Source organism: Thauera butanivorans, assembly GCF_048398245.1.
Lineage (GTDB): Bacteria > Pseudomonadota > Gammaproteobacteria > Burkholderiales > Rhodocyclaceae > Thauera > Thauera butanivorans.
This window is the reverse complement of record NZ_CP183038.1, coordinates 3,643,458-3,663,352: the sequence shown is the minus strand read 5'-3', so window position 1 is coordinate 3,663,352 and position 19,895 is coordinate 3,643,458. Positions and strand designations below refer to the sequence as shown.

Annotated in this window: 19 protein-coding genes; 3 read left to right on the top strand and 16 right to left on the bottom strand. The window is 66.5% G+C overall.

Going from position 1 to position 19,895, the window contains the following annotated elements; all coding sequences use genetic code 11:
• Positions 1-70 precede the first annotated feature (70 nt).
• The 3 genes from rpoD to rpsU form a co-directional block, all read right to left on the bottom strand.
• Positions 71-2,065: an RNA polymerase sigma factor RpoD gene (rpoD, locus tag ACNQFN_RS17720; RefSeq protein WP_418647130.1), complete on the bottom strand. Its 1,995-nt coding sequence runs from the start codon at positions 2,063-2,065 to the stop codon at positions 71-73.
• A 48-nt stretch (positions 2,066-2,113) separates the two neighbouring features.
• Positions 2,114-3,964: a DNA primase gene (gene dnaG / locus ACNQFN_RS17715; protein WP_418647129.1), complete on the bottom strand. Its 1,851-nt coding sequence runs from the start codon at positions 3,962-3,964 to the stop codon at positions 2,114-2,116.
• A 141-nt stretch (positions 3,965-4,105) separates the two neighbouring features.
• Entirely contained in the window at positions 4,106-4,318 is a 213-nt protein-coding gene (rpsU, locus tag ACNQFN_RS17710; protein WP_002924646.1) for a 30S ribosomal protein S21, read from the bottom strand.
• A 136-nt stretch (positions 4,319-4,454) separates the two neighbouring features.
• On the opposite strand from rpsU, the gene tsaD reads away from it, so the two are divergent.
• Positions 4,455-5,489 carry a tRNA (adenosine(37)-N6)-threonylcarbamoyltransferase complex transferase subunit TsaD gene (gene tsaD / locus ACNQFN_RS17705; protein ID WP_418647128.1) on the top strand — a complete coding sequence of 345 codons (1,035 nt, stop codon included), beginning with the start codon at positions 4,455-4,457 and terminating at the stop codon, positions 5,487-5,489.
• A 5-nt stretch (positions 5,490-5,494) separates the two neighbouring features.
• Here the strand turns inward: tsaD and plsY are convergent, their stop codons facing one another.
• On the bottom strand, positions 5,495-6,100 hold the full coding sequence (gene plsY / locus ACNQFN_RS17700) for a glycerol-3-phosphate 1-O-acyltransferase PlsY (protein ID WP_418647127.1): 606 nt from the start codon (positions 6,098-6,100) through the stop codon (positions 5,495-5,497).
• 136 nt (positions 6,101-6,236) lie between these two features.
• Between plsY and ACNQFN_RS17695 the strand changes: the two genes are divergently transcribed.
• The gene (locus tag ACNQFN_RS17695; RefSeq protein WP_418647126.1) at positions 6,237-6,614 is read left to right on the top strand and encodes a dihydroneopterin aldolase; all 378 of its coding nucleotides are present in this window, start codon (positions 6,237-6,239) and stop codon (positions 6,612-6,614) included.
• Between the two features lie 164 nt (positions 6,615-6,778).
• On the opposite strand, the gene ACNQFN_RS17690 is transcribed toward ACNQFN_RS17695, so the two are convergent.
• The 10 genes from ACNQFN_RS17690 to ACNQFN_RS17645 form a co-directional block, all read right to left on the bottom strand.
• Positions 6,779-7,138 (bottom strand): H-NS family nucleoid-associated regulatory protein, encoded by a 360-nt coding sequence (locus ACNQFN_RS17690; protein ID WP_418647125.1) that lies wholly within the window; start codon positions 7,136-7,138, stop codon positions 6,779-6,781.
• Between the two features lie 197 nt (positions 7,139-7,335).
• The gene (gene ybaK / locus ACNQFN_RS17685) at positions 7,336-7,824 is read right to left on the bottom strand and encodes a Cys-tRNA(Pro) deacylase (RefSeq protein ID WP_418647124.1); all 489 of its coding nucleotides are present in this window, start codon (positions 7,822-7,824) and stop codon (positions 7,336-7,338) included.
• A gap of 69 nt (positions 7,825-7,893) precedes the next feature.
• Complete coding sequence (gene xerD / locus ACNQFN_RS17680) at positions 7,894-8,823, bottom strand: site-specific tyrosine recombinase XerD (RefSeq protein WP_418647123.1); 930 nt, start codon at positions 8,821-8,823, stop codon at positions 7,894-7,896.
• Positions 8,820-9,311 carry a methylated-DNA--[protein]-cysteine S-methyltransferase gene (locus ACNQFN_RS17675; protein WP_418647122.1) on the bottom strand — a complete coding sequence of 164 codons (492 nt, stop codon included), beginning with the start codon at positions 9,309-9,311 and terminating at the stop codon, positions 8,820-8,822. The genes xerD and ACNQFN_RS17675 overlap by 4 nt, the downstream gene beginning before the upstream one ends.
• Positions 9,312-9,321: 10 nt before the next feature.
• A complete protein-coding gene (locus ACNQFN_RS17670; RefSeq protein WP_418647121.1) occupies positions 9,322-9,900 on the bottom strand; it encodes a chalcone isomerase family protein in 579 nt (192 codons plus the stop codon).
• A gap of 76 nt (positions 9,901-9,976) precedes the next feature.
• On the bottom strand, positions 9,977-11,254 hold the full coding sequence (locus ACNQFN_RS17665; protein ID WP_418647120.1) for a glutamate-5-semialdehyde dehydrogenase: 1,278 nt from the start codon (positions 11,252-11,254) through the stop codon (positions 9,977-9,979).
• A 69-nt stretch (positions 11,255-11,323) separates the two neighbouring features.
• On the bottom strand, positions 11,324-12,334 hold the full coding sequence (holA, locus tag ACNQFN_RS17660) for a DNA polymerase III subunit delta (RefSeq protein ID WP_068637505.1): 1,011 nt from the start codon (positions 12,332-12,334) through the stop codon (positions 11,324-11,326).
• 22 nt (positions 12,335-12,356) lie between these two features.
• Positions 12,357-12,911 carry an LPS assembly lipoprotein LptE gene (lptE, locus tag ACNQFN_RS17655; RefSeq protein WP_418647119.1) on the bottom strand — a complete coding sequence of 185 codons (555 nt, stop codon included), beginning with the start codon at positions 12,909-12,911 and terminating at the stop codon, positions 12,357-12,359.
• Between the two features lie 10 nt (positions 12,912-12,921).
• Positions 12,922-15,543 carry a leucine--tRNA ligase gene (gene leuS / locus ACNQFN_RS17650; protein WP_418647118.1) on the bottom strand — a complete coding sequence of 874 codons (2,622 nt, stop codon included), beginning with the start codon at positions 15,541-15,543 and terminating at the stop codon, positions 12,922-12,924.
• A 235-nt stretch (positions 15,544-15,778) separates the two neighbouring features.
• A complete protein-coding gene (locus ACNQFN_RS17645; RefSeq protein WP_068637511.1) occupies positions 15,779-16,111 on the bottom strand; it encodes a hypothetical protein in 333 nt (110 codons plus the stop codon).
• A gap of 359 nt (positions 16,112-16,470) precedes the next feature.
• On the opposite strand from ACNQFN_RS17645, the gene ACNQFN_RS17640 reads away from it, so the two are divergent.
• Positions 16,471-18,699 carry a UvrD-helicase domain-containing protein gene (locus ACNQFN_RS17640; protein ID WP_068637513.1) on the top strand — a complete coding sequence of 743 codons (2,229 nt, stop codon included), beginning with the start codon at positions 16,471-16,473 and terminating at the stop codon, positions 18,697-18,699.
• A 7-nt stretch (positions 18,700-18,706) separates the two neighbouring features.
• Here the strand turns inward: ACNQFN_RS17640 and ACNQFN_RS17635 are convergent, their stop codons facing one another.
• Complete coding sequence (locus ACNQFN_RS17635) at positions 18,707-19,300, bottom strand: glutathione S-transferase family protein (RefSeq protein WP_418647117.1); 594 nt, start codon at positions 19,298-19,300, stop codon at positions 18,707-18,709.
• Positions 19,297-19,785: a VOC family protein gene (locus ACNQFN_RS17630; protein ID WP_083953632.1), complete on the bottom strand. Its 489-nt coding sequence runs from the start codon at positions 19,783-19,785 to the stop codon at positions 19,297-19,299. The genes ACNQFN_RS17635 and ACNQFN_RS17630 overlap by 4 nt, the downstream gene beginning before the upstream one ends.
• Positions 19,786-19,895: the final 110 nt, after the last annotated feature.

Below are 19,895 nucleotides of genomic sequence, written 5' to 3'. Positions count from 1 at the left end.
TCCTACACTGGCAACCTGATTATGAGTCCGCTGCTCTAACCAGGCATGAGCTAGAGGCCCGGGAAACGTCTTACTGGTCGCTGTCGAGGAAGCTGCGCAGTTTCTCGGAGCGGCTCGGGTGGCGCAGCTTGCGCAGTGCCTTGGCTTCGATCTGGCGGATGCGTTCGCGGGTGACGTCGAACTGCTTGCCGACTTCTTCCAGCGTGTGATCGGTGTTCATCTCGATGCCGAAGCGCATGCGCAGGACCTTGGCTTCGCGCGGCGTGAGCGAGTCGAGCACCTCGCCGGTGGCGTCGCGCAGGCCGGAGTACATCGCTGCCTCGGCCGGGGCCAGGGTGGCGGTGTCCTCGATGAAGTCGCCCAGATGCGAGTCGTCGTCGTCGCCGATCGGCGTCTCCATGGAGATCGGCTCCTTGGAGATCTTCATGATCTTGCGGATCTTCTCCTCGGGCATCTCCATCTTCTCGGCCAGGGTCGCGGGATCCGGCTCGGCACCGGTTTCCTGCAGGATCTGGCGGCTGATGCGGTTCATCTTGTTGATCGTCTCGATCATGTGAACCGGGATGCGGATCGTGCGCGCCTGGTCGGCGATCGAGCGGGTGATGGCCTGGCGGATCCACCACGTCGCATAGGTCGAGAATTTGTAGCCGCGGCGGTATTCGAACTTGTCCACCGCCTTCATCAGGCCGATGTTGCCTTCCTGGATCAGGTCGAGGAACTGCAGGCCGCGGTTGGTGTACTTCTTGGCGATCGAGATCACCAGGCGCAGGTTGGCTTCGGTCATCTCGCGCTTGGCGCGGCGCATCTTGGCTTCGCCGGTGGACATCTGGCGGTTGATGTCCTTGAGTTCCTTCAGCGGAATGCCGAGCCTGTCCTGCAGGTCGATGAGCTTCTGCTGCTCTTCGAGCACCGCGGGGTGGGCGCGCAGCAGGTTCTCGGCGTAGTTCTTGCCGGCGGCGATTTCGTTCTTCAGCCAGTCGAGATCGGTCTCGTGGCCCGGGAAGCTCTTGATGAAGTGCTGGCGCGGCATGCCGGAGCGGTCGACGCACAGGCGCAGGATCTGGCGTTCGTGGCCGCGTACCTGTTCGACCATGTGGCGCACCGAGTCGCACAGGCGTTCGATGGCCTTGGCGGTGAAGCGGATGTTGAGCAGTTCGTCCGAGATCTGCTGCTGGAGCAGCAGGTACTGGGTGTCCTGCGAGCCTTTCTTGCCCAGTACGTCCATCTTCTGGGCGTAAAGCCCGCGGATGACCGCGAAGCGCGCCAGAGAGTCGTTCTTGAGCTGCAGCAGCGAGGCGGCGTTGGCCCGCTCGGCGCTGTCCTCGTCGGATTCGTCGTCGTCGCCGTCCGATTCGTCGCCTTCGTCGTCGTCCGTCTCGTCGGTGTCGGCGTCGTCACTGCCGTCGTCGCCGGCGGCTTCTTCGCTGCCGGAGTTCGGGTCGATCAGGCCATCGACCAGTTCGTCGATCTTGGCTTCGTCGGCAACGATGCGGTCGACGATCTCGAGCATTTCGGCGATCGTCGTCGGGCAGGCCGAAATGGCCTGGACCATGTGCTTCAGGCCGTCCTCGATGCGCTTGGCGATCTCGATCTCGCCTTCGCGGGTCAGCAGCTCGACCGTGCCCATTTCGCGCATGTACATGCGCACTGGATCGGTGGTGCGGCCGAACTCGGAGTCGACCGACGACAGCGCCTGTTCGGCTTCTTCCTCGGCGACGTCCTCGTCGACGTTGCTCGCGACGCTGTCCGACATCAGCAGGTCTTCGGCGGCCGGCGCCTCGTCGTAGACCTGGATGCCCATGTTGTTGAAGGTGGCGATGATGCCTTCGATCTGCTCGGCGTCGGCGACGTCGTCGGGCAGATGATCGCTGATTTCGGCGTAGGTGAGGTAGCCGCGCTCCTTGCCGAGCGTGATCAGCGTCTTCAGCCGCGTACGCCGGACTTCGGCGTCCAGCGGCGCGGCGACGGGGCTTTCGACGACCTGTGCGGCCTTGTCCTTCGCTTTGGATGTCCGCCCCTTGGGGCTGGTCTTGCGCGGCGAATCCTTGGCTGTTTCGCGTGCCATAGCACTCCTCAGGTGAGGGAGTAAGAAAACGGTAAACCGAAAATTATACTATAAATCCGAGGCTTTCGATGCTTCCGCCAGCTTGCGCTTGTCCACCAGCAGTTCGGCCAGGCGGTGCCGGCCGGCGGCGTCGAGGCCGTGCTCGCGGTCGTGGCGGAGCAGGGCCTCGATTTCGGCGGAGAGGCTGTCGGCGTGGAGTTTTCGCAGGCTGTCCTCGAACAGGGTCTCGACGATGCTTTCGTCGAATTCGGCGTCGACGAGTTCCGCGGCGACGCGTGACAGTGTTTCGCTGTGAGGAGTGTCGCGGAAGCGCTCGATCAGCGCGCCGAGCCCGCCCGGCGGAATGGGCTCGCCGAGGCTCATCATGTCGATGATGGCGATCAGGGCGAGGCCTTCCGCGCTGTCCGACGGCACCAGGTCGACCGGCATGCGCGCTGCCCAGGCCGGATGCTGCATGATCAGCCGCAGCAGGGTGGCGGCGGTCGAAGGCGGCTTGCGGCGGCCGGCGGGACGCATGCCGGCGAGGCCGCCGCTGCGCCGCTTGCCCTGGAAGGCGGGGCGGGGAGCGTCTTCCGGGGGCGGCGCCGGCTGTGGTGCACGTTGGCGGCCGTGTCTCGGGTTGGCGGCGATGACGCCGAAGGCGTGCTCCACTTCCTCCTGGGTCAGGCCGCTTTCCTCCGCCACCATCTTGATCACCTGCAGGCGCAGCAGCGGGGCGGCGATGCGGGTGACGAGCGGTGCGGCCTCGTGCACGAAGGCGGCGCGGCCTTCGGCCGCATCCATGTCGTGGCGGCTGCGCAACTCCTCGATCAGGAAGCGCGCCAGCGGCTTGGCGCCGGTCGCCGCCTTGCGGAAGGCGTCGGTGCCTTCGGCGCGGACGAAGGAGTCGGGGTCGTGTTCGGCAGGCAGGAACAGGAAGGCCAGCGTCGCATCGTCGCGCAGGGATTCCAGCGCGTTCTCCAGCGCCCGCCAGGCGGCGCGACGGCCCGCAGCGTCGCCGTCGAAGCAGAACACGATGCGGTCGGTCTGGCGCAGCAGCGTGTGCACGTGCTGCGGCGTGGTAGCGGTGCCGAGCGTGGCGACGGCGTTGGCGATGCCGAACTGCGCCAGCGCGACGACGTCCATGTAGCCTTCGACGACGACGGCGAAGCCTTCGTCGCGGATCGGCTTCTGCGCCAGGTAAAGGCCGTAGAGTTCGCGCCCCTTCTCGAACAGCGGCGTTTCCGGCGAGTTCAGATACTTCGGCTCGCCCTTGTCCAGGATGCGGCCGCCGAAGGCGATGACGCGGCCACGGCGGTCATGGATCGGAAAGACGATGCGGTCGCGGAAGCGGTCGTAGCGCCGACCCTGATCGTTGTCGATGACCAGGCCGGCTTCGGCCAGGATTTTTGCCTGGTAGTCGGGGAAGATCTTCTGCAGCGCCTGCCAGTCGTCGGGGGCGTAGCCGAGGCCGAAGCGCGCGGCGATTTCGCCCGACAGGCCGCGGCGCTTCAGGTAATCGACGGCGCGGCGAGTGGGCTTGAGCTGGTCGCGGTAGAAGCGCGCAGCCAGATTCATCGCCTCGTAGAGGCGTTCGCTGCTGTCGTCCTGCGGGCTGGCGCTGCGTCCGTCGTCGGGGACTTGCAGGCCGACCTGGGCGGCCAGTTCCTTGACGGCATCGACGAAGCCGAGTCCGCTGTATTCCATCAGGAAGCCGAGTGCGCTGCCGTGCACGCCGCAGCCGAAGCAGTGATAGAACTGCTTGGACGGGCTGACCGAGAACGAAGCGGATTTCTCGCCGTGGAAAGGGCAGCAGGCGAAGTAGTTCGCGCCGCTCTTCTTCAGCGGGATGTAGCGTTCGATGACGTCGACGATATCGACGCGCGACAGCAGTTCCTGGACGAAGGACTGGGGAATCATCGTGCGCGGCCGTTGGCGAGTTGCGCGAGCGGAAAAGCATAACGCCGGCAGAAGATCGTCTCATTCGATCTCCTTCCGGCGTATGGCCGACTGCCGAGGCAGTCGATGACCCGAGGCAACCGGAACCGGCTGCCGCGGGAATCAGTAGAGCTTCGGCGGCAGCGTCTGGCTGCGCAGGCGCTTGTGATTGCGCTTCACTGCGGCGGCCAGCTTGCGCTTGCGCTCTGCGGTGGGCTTCTCGTAGAACTCGCGCGAGCGCAGTTCGGTCAGCACACCGGTCTTTTCGATGGTGCGCTTGAAGCGGCGGATCGCAACTTCAAACGGCTCGTTTTCCTTGACGCGGATACCGGGCATTGCGGACTTCCTTGGGTGTCTTGTGGGCAGAAAGACGGCGAATATAAACCACGCCTGTTCGGATGGCAAGGGCCAGGTGCACGGAAAATGGCCGGCGAAGGTTAAAATGGCGCACCGAATCAAACGGATGCAAGCCATGAAAGTGCTGGGAATCGAAAGCTCGTGCGATGAGACCGGCGTCGCGGTGTACGACACCGGCGCCGGCCTGTTGGCGCATTGCCTTCATTCGCAGATCGACCTCCATGCTGCCTATGGCGGCGTGGTGCCCGAGCTCGCTTCGCGCGACCACATCCGCCGCCTGCCCATGCTGATCAAGCAGGCGCTGGCGCAGGCCGGGCTGGAGAGCCGCGATGTCGATGCCGTGGCCTACACCTCGGGGCCCGGCCTGGCGGGCGCGCTACTGGTCGGCGCGAGCGTGGCCGAATCCTTCGCATTGGCGCGCGGCATCCCCGCGCTGCCGGTCCATCATCTCGAAGGCCACCTGCTGTCGCCACTGCTGTCGGCCGATCCGCCGCAATTTCCCTTCGTCGCACTATTGGTGTCCGGCGGGCATACCCAGTTGATGCGGGTGCGCGGCGTGGGCGATTACGCGCTGCTGGGTGAGTCCGCCGATGATGCCGCCGGCGAGGCTTTCGACAAGACCGCGAAACTGCTCGGCCTGGGCTATCCCGGCGGGCCGCAGCTCGCCCGGCTTGCCGAGCAAGGTGTGGCCGGGCGTTTTCGCCTGCCGCGGCCGATGCTGCATTCGGGCGATCTCGATTTCAGTTTCAGCGGCCTCAAGACCGCGGTGCTCAATGTTGTTTCGGGGCCGGACTGGGATCCGTCCGCCATGGCCGACCTGGCGGCGGAGTTTCAGCAGGCGGTGGTCGAGGTGCTGTGTGCGAAGGCGCTGGCGGCATTGAAGAAGACCGGGCTGAAGACCCTGGTCGTGGCGGGAGGCGTCGGTGCCAACCTGCATCTGCGGCAGACGCTGGACGCCGCCCTGCAGCAGCGGGGAGGGCGGGTTCATTACCCGGAGCCGGCGCTCTGTACCGACAATGGCGCGATGATCGCCTTCGCTGGCGCGATGCGCTTTGCCGCCGGAGAAGCCGTGCCCGGCGAACCGTCGGTGCGCATCCGGCCGCGCTGGCCGCTGGCCGAACTGAAGCCGCCGCAGGCGGCAGTGGGCTGACCGGATCAGTCCGCCTTCGGTTTCTTGCTGCCGCCGATCCTGCCTTCGGTTCCGTCCCGCAGGCGCTGGATGTTGGCGGCGTGGCGCCAGATCAACAGCGCGGCCATCGCCGCCAGCACCAGCACGCTCGCTTGCGGCCCGAGGAAGATCAAGCCGGCGACGGGCGCGGCAACGGCAGCCGACAGCGCCGCGGCGGACGAATAGCGGGTGGTGAAAGCCACCGCCAGCCAGACCAGCGCGCACAGGATGGCGATGCGCCCATCCACGCCGGCAAGTACGCCAAGCGCGGTCGCCACACCCTTGCCGCCATTGAAGCGCAGGAAAATGGTGAACACATGGCCCAGAAAGGCGGCAAGGCCGGCAAGTGCGGCTTCCAGCGGGCCGAATCCCAGCCGGGTGGCCGCCCACACTGCCAGCCAGCCTTTCAGGCAGTCGCCGATCAGGGTCAGTGCTGCGGCGCCCTTGTTGCCGCTGCGCAGCACATTGGTCGCGCCCGGGTTGCCCGAGCCGTAGCGGCGCGGATCCTCCAGGCCGAACAGCTTGCTGGTGACGATGGCGAAAGGAATCGAGCCGAGCAGATAAGCTCCGAAGAGCAGGGCAATGAGGGGCATCTTCGCTCCGCGCCTCTCCGGATCGGAGGAGGCGAATGCATCAAATGTTCAGGACAACGTGGCGAAAGCGCATCTGCGGCCGCGGCCGGCGTGTGCGCACAGGATAGAATCGCAACGATTCTAAACGGGAACCAGCATGGATTTCATCTTCATCGAGGAATTGCGGGTCAAGGCCTGGGTCGGCGTTTATGCGCGGGAGAAAACCGGGCAGCAGACCGTCGAACTCAATCTCACCTTCGGCGTTCCGGATACCGCGGCCGAGCGGGACGATATCGCGGATACCATCGATTATGCAGTCGTCACCCAGCGCATTCGTGAGGAACTGGGGCTGCGTCATTTCAACTTGATCGAAAGCCTGGGTGAATTCGTCGTCAAGCTGCTGTTCGACGAGTTCGGCGCGCCCTGGGTGAAACTGCGCGTGGCGAAGATCGGTGTGATGAAGGACGTGCGCCGTGTCGGGGTCTTCATTCAGCGTGGGCGGGACGGCACGGCGCCGCCACCGGCGGAAGTTTGAAACACGGGCAATTTCACCTGCCGATGGATGCATTCCGCGCATTCATTGGCCCGAATGGATGGGTATTCCGGGATGCGGCAGGCTTGCCGCCTTGCGCGTTTCAGCGCAGCAAATGAAAAAGCCGGGCGCACAGGCCCGGCTCATTCATCGCATGGTCGGCCAGTTCAAGCCGCCAGGCCTTCCAGAGGCTTGTCCTGTGCCAGCCAGTCGAGCACCCACTGGGGACGACGGCCATGGCCGCTCCAGCCCTGCTCGGGATTGGCCGGATTGCGGTACTTGATGACGGAAGGCGTCTTGGCCTTCTTGACGGTGCCGCGCTTGGCCTTGGTGGCAGGCGCCTTGGCCGGTGCCGCGGCGGCGGGTGCGTCGATCAGGTCGTCGAGGGTGAGGCCTTGTTCGGCGACCAGCTTCTGCACCTGCTTCAGCAGGGTGCGGCGTGTGGAGTCGCTGCGGCGCCGGATTTCAGTCTCGACCTTTGCCTGCAGACGGCGCAGTTCGGGAAGCGAGTAGCTCGAAAGGTCCATGGTGTGTCCTCGTTGGTTGTGCGAGTTGGAATTGGATGAATTCATGCCGAGTCTGGCCGGCAAACAATTGGGCCGGCAAGCAATCGATCAGCAGTGCCGGGCGGCCATGTCCGGATTCTGCCAGCAATTGCGGCGCAATACGATGGTTTTTTGTATTTTGAATGATTCGATTGGGGCGCCCGCGCCATTCGAGGCAATCAATTCGCCACTTCGACCAACTCTGCCCGCAGGATTCGAAGAATGTCGTGCGGATGAACGCCGACGAGATAGCCGCGGCGGCCGCCATTGATATAGATCAGCGGCAGGTCGAGAATGCTTCTTTCCATGTAGACCGGCATGGTCTTGCGGGTGCCGAAAGGCGAGGTGCCGCCGACGAGGTAGCCCGTATGGCGATTGGCGACTTCGGGCTTGCACGGCTCGATGTGCTTGCGCCCGGTCTGGCGGGCGAGTTCCTTTGTCGAGACCTTGTGATCGCCGTGCATCAGCACGATCAATGGACGGGCATTTTCATCTTCCATGATCAGCGTCTTGATCACCGCGTGTTCGTCGACATTCAATTCACGGGAAGAAACGGCGGTGCCGCCGTGCTCCTCGTATTCGTAAAGATGGTTCGAATAGGCCAGGCCGTGCTGTTTCAGGAAACGGGTCGCCGGAGTCTCCGGCGGACGGATATCGTGTCGGCTCATGATCGGAATCCGGAAGAAGCTGGAGAGATGGGACGGGGCGGGAGGACATGACGGCGCGATGAGCCGCCGTCAGCCCCGGGGGTGATGCTTGGCATGCAGTTGCTTGAGTCTTTCACGTGCCACATGGGTATACACTTGGGTGGTCGAGATATCGGCATGACCGAGCAGCAATTGGACGACGCGCAGATCGGCCCCGTGGTTGAGCAAATGGGTCGCAAATGCATGGCGCAGCGTATGGGGGGAAATGCGCTCCTGGGGAATGCCGGCCAGCAGTGCGTTCTGCTTGATGATGCGCCAGAACATCTGCCGTGTCATGCCGCTGCCGAAACGCGTGACGAAAACTTCGTCGCAACTGCGGCCGGCGAGCAGAGCGGGGCGGGCTTCGCGCAGGTAGCGCACGAGCCAGTCGGCGGCGATTTCGCCGAGCGGCACGAGCCTTTCCTTGCTGCCCTTGCCCATCACCCGAAGCGCGCCCTGATCCAGACTGACGGCGAACAGCTTCAGCCCGATCAACTCGGATACGCGCAGCCCGGCGGCGTACAGGACTTCGAGCATGCAGCGGTCGCGCAGGCCCTGCGGCGTGCCGATGTCGGGAGCGGCGAGCAGCGCTTCGACCTGGGCTTCGCTGAGCGTCTTCGGAAAGCGCTGGCCGGGCAGCGGCGGGTCCAGCATCAGCGTCGGGTCTTCGGCGATCTCGCGGTTCGCGAGCAGATGGCGGTAATAGCGCCGCCAGGCGGACAGCAGGCGCCGCTGGCTGGCAGGGCGGGCACGCAGGCTGAACTCGGCCAGATAGGCGGCGAGGTCGCCCGCGTGCGCGCGCGGCAGTGACAGGCCGCGTTCCGCCAGCCAGGCCGCGAACAGGGCGAGATCGCTGCGGTAGCCGTCGAGAGTGTTGCGCGCGAGGCCGTGCTCCAGCCACAGGCTGTCGGTGAAGCGGTCGAGTTCGCTGCGGATTTCGGCACTCGGACCGGCTTCGGCAGCGGCCGGGCGTGCCGTCATGCCGCGCCTTCGTGCCTCAGCAGCCAGCGCTTGACGTCGAGCAGCCAGCCGCCGGTGGCGTTGGCGAAGCCGCCGAGGCCGCTGGCCGAGGTGACGCGATGACAGGGCACGACGAGCGGGTAGGGGTTGGCGCCGCAGGCTTGGCCGACCGCGCGCGCCGCACTGCCGAGCCGGGTGGACAACTCACCGTAGGTACGTGTCCGGCCTGCCGGAATGGCGCTGATCTCGCCCCACACGCGGCGCTGGAAAGGCGTGCCGCATTCGCGGAGCGGAAGCGGAAAGGGCCGCTCCGGATGTTCGATCCAGCCGTGCAGGGCTTCGGCCGCGATGCGGGCCGTCTCGTTCGCGGGTGCCTGCAGCGGCGTGTCCGGCGGCAGGAAGACCAGTTCGCCGACCGCAGCGTCGGCTGCGCGAATGCCGAACGGCCCGAAGGGCAGCGCGATCACGGCATCGAAACCGGCGTCCGCCGGGGTGTCCTGGGCACGCATTGCGGGCTGCCTATTGTGTGGGCTTCAGCAGGCTCGCCTTGAGGCCGGAGTCGGCCGGCCGCTCGCCCAGCCAGATGCGCAGCAGGGCGGGGTAGAAAGCCGGGTCGGCAATGTCGCTGCCTTGCGGCTGGCCGTTGATCAGCAGGCGCGTTGCGCCGCTGGCGAGCCGGTCGAGGATCACTTCGGTGCCGGCCTTGGCCTCGCCGCTGCCCTGCACGGCGGCGAGCAGGGCGTCTATGGAGGGCTTCAGTGCCGCGAGCGTTTCGTCGTCATGGTTGCGCTTCAGGCCGTCGAGCATCGCATCGGCGAACTGTTTGCCGTCGAGGTCGCGAATCATGACGATGCGGATACGCTTCTCGGCGCTGTCCTGCAGGATGTCGGCGCTGCTGGTGCTCGGACTGCGCAGGTAGAGCCCCATCGCATAGACCTTGAAGGTCAGCCGGGTGCGCAGGCCGGCGCCGTTCAGGCTCAGCGTGCCGTTGTCGACCTGGGTCTGCGGCGCGAAGTCGATGCCCGCCACTTCCACTGCCTGGGCGAGGCTGGCCGACAGCAAGGTGGCGGCCAGCAGGGTACGGACAAGTGCTTTCATCAGGGAAGGCTCCGTCAGAGCGCCCGGAAATCAGGCGTGGCTCGGTTGCGTCACTCGCTTGTGTCTCGATTTCGTCTTATTTGCGTGTCTCGCCGTTGCCGAACACGATCCACTTCTGGCTGGTCAGGCCTTCCAGCCCGACCGGGCCGCGAGCGTGGATCTTGTCGGTGGAAATGCCGATTTCCGCGCCCAGGCCGTATTCGAAGCCGTCGGCGAAGCGGGTGGAGGCATTGACCATCACCGAGGACGAATCCACCTCGCGCAGGAAGCGCATCGCGTGGCTGTAGTTCTCGGTGACGATCGCTTCGGTGTGGCCCGAGCTGTAGCCGTTGATGTGGGCGATCGCCTCGTCGAGGCCGTCCACCAGCTTGATGGCGATGATCGGCGCGAGATATTCCTCGCGCCAGTCGGCTTCGGTGGCGGCGACGAGCTTGGCGGCGTCGATGCCGGCTTCGCGCAGCAGCGCCAGCGAATCGGCGCAGCAGCGCATCTCGACGCCCTTGCCGGCCAGCATGCGGCCGATTTCGGCGAGGTAGATGTCGGCGACGCCGCGTGCGACCAGCAGCGATTCGGCGGTGTTGCAGGTGCCGTAGCGCTGGGTCTTGGAATTCTCGACGATGGGCACGACTTTGGCCGGGTCGGCTTCGTCGTCGATATAGACGTGGCAGTTGCCGTCGAGATGCTTGATTACCGGCACGCGCGCGTCCTTGGAGATGCGCTCGATCAGGCCCTTGCCGCCGCGCGGTACGATGACGTCGACGAATTCGGGCATCGCGATCAGTGCCCCCACGGCTTCGCGGTCGGTGGTTTCGACCACCTGCACCGCATGCTCGGGCAGGCCGGCGGCGAGCAGGCCGCTGCGCACGCAGGCGGCGATCGCGCGGTTGGCGTTGATTGCTTCCTTGCCGCCGCGCAGGATCGCGGCATTGCCGGACTTCAGGCACAGCGCCGCGGCGTCGGCGGTGACGTTGGGGCGGGCTTCGTAGATGATGCCGATCACGCCCAGCGGCACGCGCATCTTGCCGAGCTGGATGCCGGACGGGCGGCGCTTGATGTCGGTCATCTCGCCGACCGGGTCCGGCAGCGCGGCGACCTGTTCGAGGCCTTCCGCCATGGCTTCGACACCCTTGCCGGTCAGCGTCAGGCGGTCGATCAGTGCGGGCTCGAGGCCGGCGGCGCGTGCCGCTTCGAGATCCTGCGCATTGGCGGCGAGCAGTGCTTCGCGGCGGGCACGGATTTCGGCGGCCATCGCCAGCAGCGCGGCGTTCTTGGTGGCGGTGGAGGCGGCGGCCAGTACGCGCGAGGCGGCGCGGGCCTGGCGGCCGAGGGTCTGCATGTAGTTCTGGATGTCCATCGCGGTGTCTGGTGAGATGAGGGCGCGGTAGCCCAAAGCCCAATTAAAACACCGAACGTCGCCCGCGGGCTATGTGCGGCGCGCCAGCCGCAGCGCCAGCTGCAGGAACTCGTCCCAGATGTCGCCAGCGACCAGGCCCTTGATCATGCGGTCGATGCGGGCAGCGTGCATCAGCGCGGCGCGCAGCGCGCCCTGGTTCAGGCGCCCCAGCGCGCGGCCGAGAGCCTGCTGGCGGCGCGGGTCGAAGATGCGTTCGGCCTTGAACAGCGCCGGCAGCGGCTGGCCGGCGGCGCGTCCGGCACACAGGCTGGCCAGCGTGCGGGTTTCGTTGGCCAGCGTCCACAGTACCAGCGGCGGCGCCGCGCCTTCGCCCTTGAGGCCTTCGAGCAGGCGCGCGCAGCGCGCCGGGTCGCCTTCGGCGACGGCTTGGCGCAGCATGTCGATGTCGTAGCGGGCGACGTTGAGCACCGCCTCCCGCACCTGCTCCAGCGTCAATTGTCCTTCGGGGTGCAGCAGGCCGAGCTTGAGGATTTCCTGGTGGGCGGCGAGCAGGTTGCCTTCGACGTGCTCGGCGATGAAGGCGAGTGCGTCGGCGCCGGCGGTCTGCTTCTGCGCGGCGAGCCGGCGGCCGATCCAGTCGGGCAGGCGCTCGCGTTCGGGCGCGTTGAGCTCGATGCAGATGCCCGCCTCCGACACGGCCTTGAACCAGCCGGTCTTGCGCGCCTGCCAGTCGAGCTCGGGCAGCGTGATCAGCGTCAGCGTCTGCGCCGGCAGACTGGCGGCGTAGCGCTGCAGCGCTTCGCCGCCGTCGCGGCCGGGCTTGCCGCCGGGAATGCGCAGATCGATCAGCTTGGCGCCGCCGAACAGTGACAGGTTGCCGGCGGCGAGCGCCAGCGCATCCCATTTGAAACCCTGGCCGACGACCAGGGTTTCGCGCTCCTCGAAGCCTTGCCGCTTCGCCGCGGCGCGGATCGCGTCGGCGGCTTCGAGCACCAGCAGCGGCTCGTCGCCGTGCAACAGCCACAGCGGAGCGAGCGGCTTGTCGAGCTGGGCGGCGAGTTGGTCAGGGCGCAGATTCACGGCGCGGTGCCGGTTCGGGCGCTCAGTGCGCGCGCTGCACGCTGGCGAGCCGGCGCATCAGCTGTTGCAGCAGATCCTGCTGCATGTCGTTGTAGAGCAGGGTTTCTTCCTGCTCCTTGCCCAGCACCTGGGAGTCGTCGAAAGTGTATTCGCGCGCCGCCGAGATCGCCGTGGGCGGCAGCAACGCCGCGCCGCTCTTGTCGAGCAACTGGAAGCGCAGCGTCTGCGTGAGCTGGTATTCGCGCACCTTGCCCGCACCGGTGAGGCTGAGGATCTCGCGGCCGCGGTTGTTGGCGAGGATCTGCAGGCGGGCATCTGCCTGCGCAGGGTCTTCGACCACCCGGGTGCTGCCGGTGGTGGCGATCAGCCGGCGCAGGCTGGCGCCCAGTTCCGAAAGCTCGCTGGCATTGATGTGCACCGTGGCGAAATCCAGCTGCTGCGGGCCGCGCAGCTTGAAGCCGCAGCCCGACAGCAGCAGGCCGGCGAGGCCGGCTCCGCCGAGCAGCAGGCGCCGCCGGCTGCGCGAGAGCGCGGCGGCGGTGGCGACCGGCGGGGGGGGTATCGAAGCGTGGGGCATGGCCTTGTCCTCAGGCGACGATGTTGACCAGGCGGCCGGGCACGACGACCACTTTCCTGGCCGGCCGGCCTTCCATGAACTTCTGCGCCGCTTCGGAAGCCAGCGCGGCCGCTTCGATGGCGTCCTTGCCCGCATCGGCGGCCACGCGCACGCTGCCGCGCAGCTTGCCGTTGACCTGCAGCATCAGCTCGACCTCGTCCTGCACCAGCGCCGATTCGGCCGCTTCGGGCCACGGCGCGTCCAGGATGTCGTCGCCGAAGCCGCAGTCGCGCCACAGCACGTGGGCGATGTGTGGGCAGATCGGCGACAGCACGCGCAGCAGCATCGACAGGCCTTCGCCGGCCACTTCGGCGGCATCGGCGCCGCTGCGCGGCGCCTTCTCCAGCGCGTTGAGCATCTTCATCGCGCCGGAGGCGACGGTGTTGAACTGCTGCTTGCCGAGGTCGTAGCCGACCTGCTTCAGCACCAGGTGCAGCTCGCGGCGCAGCTCGGCCAGCTCGGCCGGCAGCTTGACCGTACCCAGCGTCGGACCGGCCGGCAGCGCAGGGCGTAGTTCGGTGGCGTAGGCGTGGGCGAAGGACCACACCCGCTTCAGGAAGCGGTGCGCGCCTTCGACGCCGGCGTCGTTCCATTCCAGCGTCTGTTCCGGCGGGCTGGCGAACATCATGAAGAAGCGCGCGGTGTCGGCGCCGTACTGCTCGATCAGGGCCTGCGGGTCCACGCCGTTGTTCTTCGACTTGGACATCGTCGTCAGTTCGTGCTCGAGCACGGTGCCGTCGGCCTGGAGCCGGCCGCCGGTGATCTGGCCCTTGGCGTCGCGGACGACCTCGACCTCGCTTTCCCAGTAGTAGTTCTTGCCGCCGCCTTCGGGCTTGTGCAGCCAGGCGTTGTTCAGCACCATGCCCTGGGTCAGCAGGCGGGCGAAGGGCTCCTTGACCGTGGTCAGGCCCATGTCGCGCATCACCTTGGTCCAGAAGCGCGAATACAGCAGGTGCAGGATGGCGTGCTCGATGCCGCCGATGTACTGATCCACCGGCATCCAGTAGCCGGCGCGCGCGTCCACCATGGCGCCGTCGTTGCCGGCCGAGCAGTAGCGGGCGTAGTACCAGCTCGAATCGACGAAAGTGTCCATGGTGTCGGTTTCGCGCTTCGCCGGCGCGCCGCACTTCGGGCAGGCGACGTCGATGAAGTCGCTGCGCTTGAGCAGCGGGTTGCCCGAGCCGTCGGGGATGCAGTCTTCCGGCAGCACCACCGGCAGTTGATCGTCCGGCACCGGCACGTCGCCGCAGCATTCGCAGTGGATGATCGGGATCGGGCAGCCCCAGTAGCGCTGGCGCGACACGCCCCAGTCGCGCAGGCGCCACTGGACCTTCTTCTCGCCGCCGGCGGCGGCGAGGTCGGCGGCGATCGCTTCGATCGCGTCGGCGTAGCCGAGGCCGTCGTAGCGGCCGCTATTGACGCAGACGCCGTCCTTGGAGCCGTACCAGTCGGCCCAGGCCGTGCTCGAGAAGGCATTGTCGCCGACCGCGATGACCTGCTTGATCGGCAGGCCGTACTTCAGCGCGAAGCCGAAGTCGCGCTCGTCGTGCGCCGGCACGCCCATCACCGCGCCGTCGCCATAGCTCATCAGCACGTAGTTGCCGACCCACAGCGGCACGCGCTCGCCGGTCAGCGGGTGGACGACGCTCAGGCCGGTGGGCAGGCCTTCCTTCTCCATCGTCGCCATGTCGGCTTCCATCACCGAGCCATGCTTGCACTTTTCGATGAAGGCGGCCAGTTCCGGGTTGTCGCGCGCGGCCTGCGTCGCCAGCGGGTGCTCGGCGGCGACCGCGCAGAAGGTGACCCCCATGATGGTGTCGGCGCGGGTGGTGAACACCCACAGCTTGCCATCGCCGATCAGTTCGCCGGCGTCGTCGCGGACCTCGTGGCCGAAGGCGAAGCGCACGCCGGTGCTCTTGCCGATCCAGTTCGCCTGCATGGTCCTGACCCGCTCGGGCCAGCCTTCGAGTTCGTCGAGATCGCCCAGCAGCTCTTCGGCGTAGCGGGTGATGGCCAGGTAGTAGCCGGGGATCTCACGCTTTTCGACCACTGCGCCGGTGCGCCAGCCGCGGCCGTCGATGACCTGTTCGTTGGCGAGTACGGTCTGGTCGACCGGGTCCCAGTTGACCACCTGGGTCTTCTTGTAGGCGATGCCCTTTTCCAGCATGCGCAGGAACAGCCACTGGTTCCACTTGTAGTAGTCCGGTTGGCAGGTGGCGAGTTCGCGGCTCCAGTCGATGGCGAAACCGAGCGACTGCAGCTGCTGCTTCATGTAGGCGATGTTGTCGTAGGTCCACTTCGCCGGCGGCACCCTGTTCTTGATCGCGGCGTTCTCGGCCGGCAGGCCGAAGGCGTCCCAGCCCATCGGCTGCAGCACGTTGTAGCCCTTCATGCGGTGGAAGCGCGCGAGCACGTCGCCGATGGTGTAGTTGCGCACGTGCCCCATGTGCAGCTTGCCCGACGGGTAGGGGAACATCGACAGGCAGTAGTACTTGGGCCTGCTCGCGTCTTCGGTCGCACGGAAGGCGTCGGTGGAGTCCCAGTGCTGCTGGGCGGCCGCCTCGACGGCGGCGGGCTGGTATTTGTCCTGCATGGGTGTGCGTGCGGGCTCGGAAGCGTTGGAAACACGCGAGTATACCGCGAAGCCGGGGCGGGCCGCGAAGCGGGGCATGCTGGCAGAGGCGGCCGGCGACGCCGGCATCGTATGGGCAAAAAAATGGCACCCCGCCGAAACGGGATGCCGAATCTCCATTGAAGGAGAGGGAGGGAGACGGGAGTACGCAGCTCTGGCTGCGCACGGAAGTTCGATGCCCCTTGGGCCGATCGGGTCAGGCCGCCCGGCGCGGGAAGCCTGCGTGGCGCTGGCGCTGCCAGTTGGCGTGGAGAGCGGAGCACATGTCTTCCATCGCCAGCAAGGGCAGGCGCCACATGCGGTTGTGGCTGCGAACGAAGGGCAGCACCTGCGGCGCACACAAGGTGTTGCGTTCCTTGTCGAGCAGTGCCAGGAAGCTGGCCATGCAGGCGCCCCAGTATTCCGAATTGCCGACCCAGCCGGTCTCGGCGGTGGCTTCGCGCACGGCCTTGTGCCACAAGGCTTCGGCGCGTTCGGTCGAGACACCCGCCTTGCGGGCGTACCACGGAAGCAGTTTGGGTGTTTTCATGGTGTTTCTCCTATACGCCGGGTCACGGCGTCGAGCTCTTGACGGTTTTATGGACCGTACGCTGAGCTATGTTGTACCGCAACATTGGGCTGCGGTGGCTCTCTGTGGTTGATTTTATGGTTGATTAGGCGGATGTGTCGTGAAATGGTTCCGCTTTCATCAGCAATTTTGCTGCTTCGCACAATTCAAAAATAGCGTCCGAGGCGATGCTTGGCAAGCTGCATGTTGTTGCGGCGCAACATCGCAGCATCGATTTGCTTCGCCACTTTCCGCCGGGCCTGCAGGCAGGGCGCCGGCTGTGCCCGAATCGATCGCACTGCGGCTCCGCATTACAATGCACGGCCTTGCAAGGAGCGCCGATGTCCAACCTGCTCGCCAATCTCAACACCGAACAACTGCAGGCCGTCAGCCTGCCGCCGCAGCACGCCCTGATCCTGGCCGGCGCCGGCTCGGGCAAGACGCGGGTGCTGACGACCCGCATCGCCTGGCTGATCCAGTCCGGCCAGGTCGATCCCGCCGGCATCCTGGCGGTTACATTCACCAACAAGGCGGCCAAGGAAATGCTCGCCCGCCTGACGGCGATGCTGCCGGTGAACACCCGCGGCATGTGGATCGGCACTTTCCATGGCCTGGCCAATCGCTTGCTGCGCGCGCATCACCGTGATGCCGGGCTGCCGCAGTTGTTCCAGATCCTGGACTCGGGCGACCAGCTTGCCGCGATCAAGCGCCTGCTGAAGACGCTGAACGTCGACGACGAGAAGTTCCCGCCGCGCGAGCTGCAGCACTTCATCAACGGCCAGAAGGAAGCCGGGCTTCGCCCGCATGCGGTCGAGGCCTGGGACGACTACACTCGGCTGCGCGTCCAGCTCTACCAAGAGTATGAAGCACAGTGCCAGCGCGAGTCTGTTGTGGATTTTGCGGAGTTGCTGCTGCGCAGCTACGAGCTGCTCGAACGCAACGAGCCGCTGCGCCGCCATTACCAGCGCCGTTTCCGCCACATCCTGGTCGATGAATTCCAGGATACCAACCGCCTGCAGTACCGCTGGCTGAAGCAGTTCGCCGACGAAGGGCGGGAAGGTGGCGCGGCGATGTTCTGCGTCGGCGACGACGATCAGAGCATCTACCGCTTCCGCGGCGCGGAAGTGGGCAACATGCGCGACTTCGAGCGCGAGTTCCGCGTCCGGAACGTGATCCGGCTGGAGCAGAACTACCGTTCGCACAGCAACATCCTCGATGCCGCCAACGCCATCATCCGCCACAACAGCAACCGGCTCGGCAAGAACCTGTGGACCGACCAGGGCGCGGGCGAGCCGATCCGGGTGTTCGAATCCTATTCTGACGGCGACGAGGCGCGCTGGGTCGTCGAGGAGATCCAGTCGCTGGTGCGCGACGGCGCGCAGCGCAGCGAGATCGCGCTGCTGTACCGCTCGAACGCGCAGTCGCGGGTGCTGGAGCACCAGCTGTTCTCGGCCGGCATTCCCTACCGCGTGTATGGCGGCCTGCGCTTCTTCGAGCGCCAGGAGATCAAGCACGCGCTCGCCTACCTGCGCCTGATCGCCAACCCGGACGACGACACTTCGTTCGCCCGCGTGGTCAATTTCCCCACCCGCGGCATCGGCGCACGCACGCTGGAAGTGCTGGGCGACGCCGCGCGCACCTGGAACTCCAGCCTGTATGCCGCCGTGCCGCATCTTTCCGGCAAACCGGGGACGGCGCTCGGCCAGTTCGTGCGCCTGATCGAGGACATGCGGCGCGACACCGCCAGTTTGCCGCTGCCGGAACTGGTCGACCACGTGCTGGACATCAGTGGCCTGCGTGCGCATTACAAGGCCGACAAGGAAGGCCAGGAGCGGCTGGAGAACCTGGACGAATTGGTGAGCGCCGCGGCCAACTTCCTCGCCGAGTTCCAGCCGGCAGAAGAGACCGGGCTGGCGCAGGATCACGCCTTGCTGGCCGATTTCCTCGCCCATGCTTCGCTCGAGGCGGGCGACCACCAGGCCGACCAGGGCGCCGACGCGGTGCAACTGATGACGGTGCATTCGGCCAAGGGGCTGGAGTTCAACGTCGTCTTCCTGTCCGGGCTGGAAGAGGGGCTGTTTCCGCACGAGAACAGCATCCTCGAGACCGACGGTCTGGAGGAAGAGCGCCGGCTGATGTATGTCGCGGTGACGCGGGCGCGCGAGCGGCTGTACCTGTCCTTCGCCCAGAGCCGCATGCTGCACGGCCAGACACGCTACAACCTGCGCTCGCGCTTCCTCGAGGAGATTCCCGCCGAACTGACCAAGTGGCTGACGCCGCCGAACCCGCGCTCCGCGCAGGGCGGTGCGATGGGCGGCATGAGCGGGGGCTACTTCAAGCCTTCGGGCGCCGCGTCGCCGCGGCCGGCCGCCGCCCGGATGGCGCGTCCAGCTTCTGCCGCCTTGCCCAACGGCCTGCGCATCGGCCAGACGGTCAACCACGCCCGCTTCGGCCAGGGCGTGATCGTCGCCGCCGAGGGCAGCGGCAGCGACGCCAAGGTGCAGATCAACTTCGGCTCGGCCGGCATGAAATGGCTGCTGCTGGCGGTGGCGAAGCTGGATCCGGCCTGAGCCGCGCTCAGGTGCCGGGCATCGCGAGATAGCCCGGCAGGCGCTTGATGCGCTCGATCCAGCGCAGAATGTTGGGGTAGGGCGTCAGCTCGATGCCGCCTTCCGGTGCCAGCGCGACATAGGGGAACACCGCGCAGTCGGCGATGGTCGGGCGCGACAGCGCCAGCCAGTCCCGTTCGGCGAGATGGGCGTCGAGCAGCGGCAGGATGCGGGCGGCCTTGGCCAGGGTGCCGGCCTTGTCGATGGCGTAGCCGAACTTGTCCACCAGGCGGGCCGAAGCGGGGCCATGCTGGATTTCGTTCGCCGCGGTGGACAGCCATTGCACGATCTCGGCCTGCAGATGGGCTTCGGCCGGCCACCACGCCGCACCGCCGTAAGTACCGGCGAGGTAGACCAGGATGGCCTGCGAATCGCGCAGCACCCGTTCGCCGTCGACCAGGATGGGCAGTTCGCCCCAGGGGTTGAGCCCGGTCAGCGGCGGGCGCTTGTGCTCGCCGCCGAGGAAATCGACCGGCACGATCTCCAGCTTGATGTTCGCCAGTGCCGCGAACAGCCTGACCTTGTAGCAGTTGCCGGACAGTTCCAGATCGTAGAGTTTCATGTCTTGTCTCCTTCGGGGTGGTCCATCAGTTGGTTGAATTCGAGTACGTTGCCGTCCGGGTCGCGGATGAACAGCGCGATGCGGCGCGGGCCGATGTGATGCGGTCCTTCGGTGATGGTGATGCGTCGCTGGCGCAGCCAGGCCTGCAGTGCGCCGAGGTCGTCCACGATGAAAGCCGGATGGGTCATGCCCGGCAGCTTGACGGGTTCGTCGAGCAGCACGTTGCGTGCATCGGGCCGGCGCGCGGCATTGAAGATCAGGTTGATGCGCACGCCGTCCGGGCTCAGCATCTCGTTGGCTTCGTGCTCGGGAAAGCGCAGGCTTTCGGCGAAGCCGAGCGCCTGGTAGAAATCGAGCGCGCGGCGGCGGTCGCTGACGCGGATGCCGACATGGTCGTAGGCCAGGATGCGGGCCGGGCAGCGCGCCGCGCCGGCGGGCGACGGGATGCTCGGTGGGGGCACGATCGGGGAAGCGGCGGCGTTCATGTCGAAAATCGGCGGCGGTGTCGGGACGGGGACGAGTGTCGGTGCCCCGGCGCGCACCATCAATGCCGCCGGGCTGACAACACCATTGCGTTCGATGCACAAATGAAAGG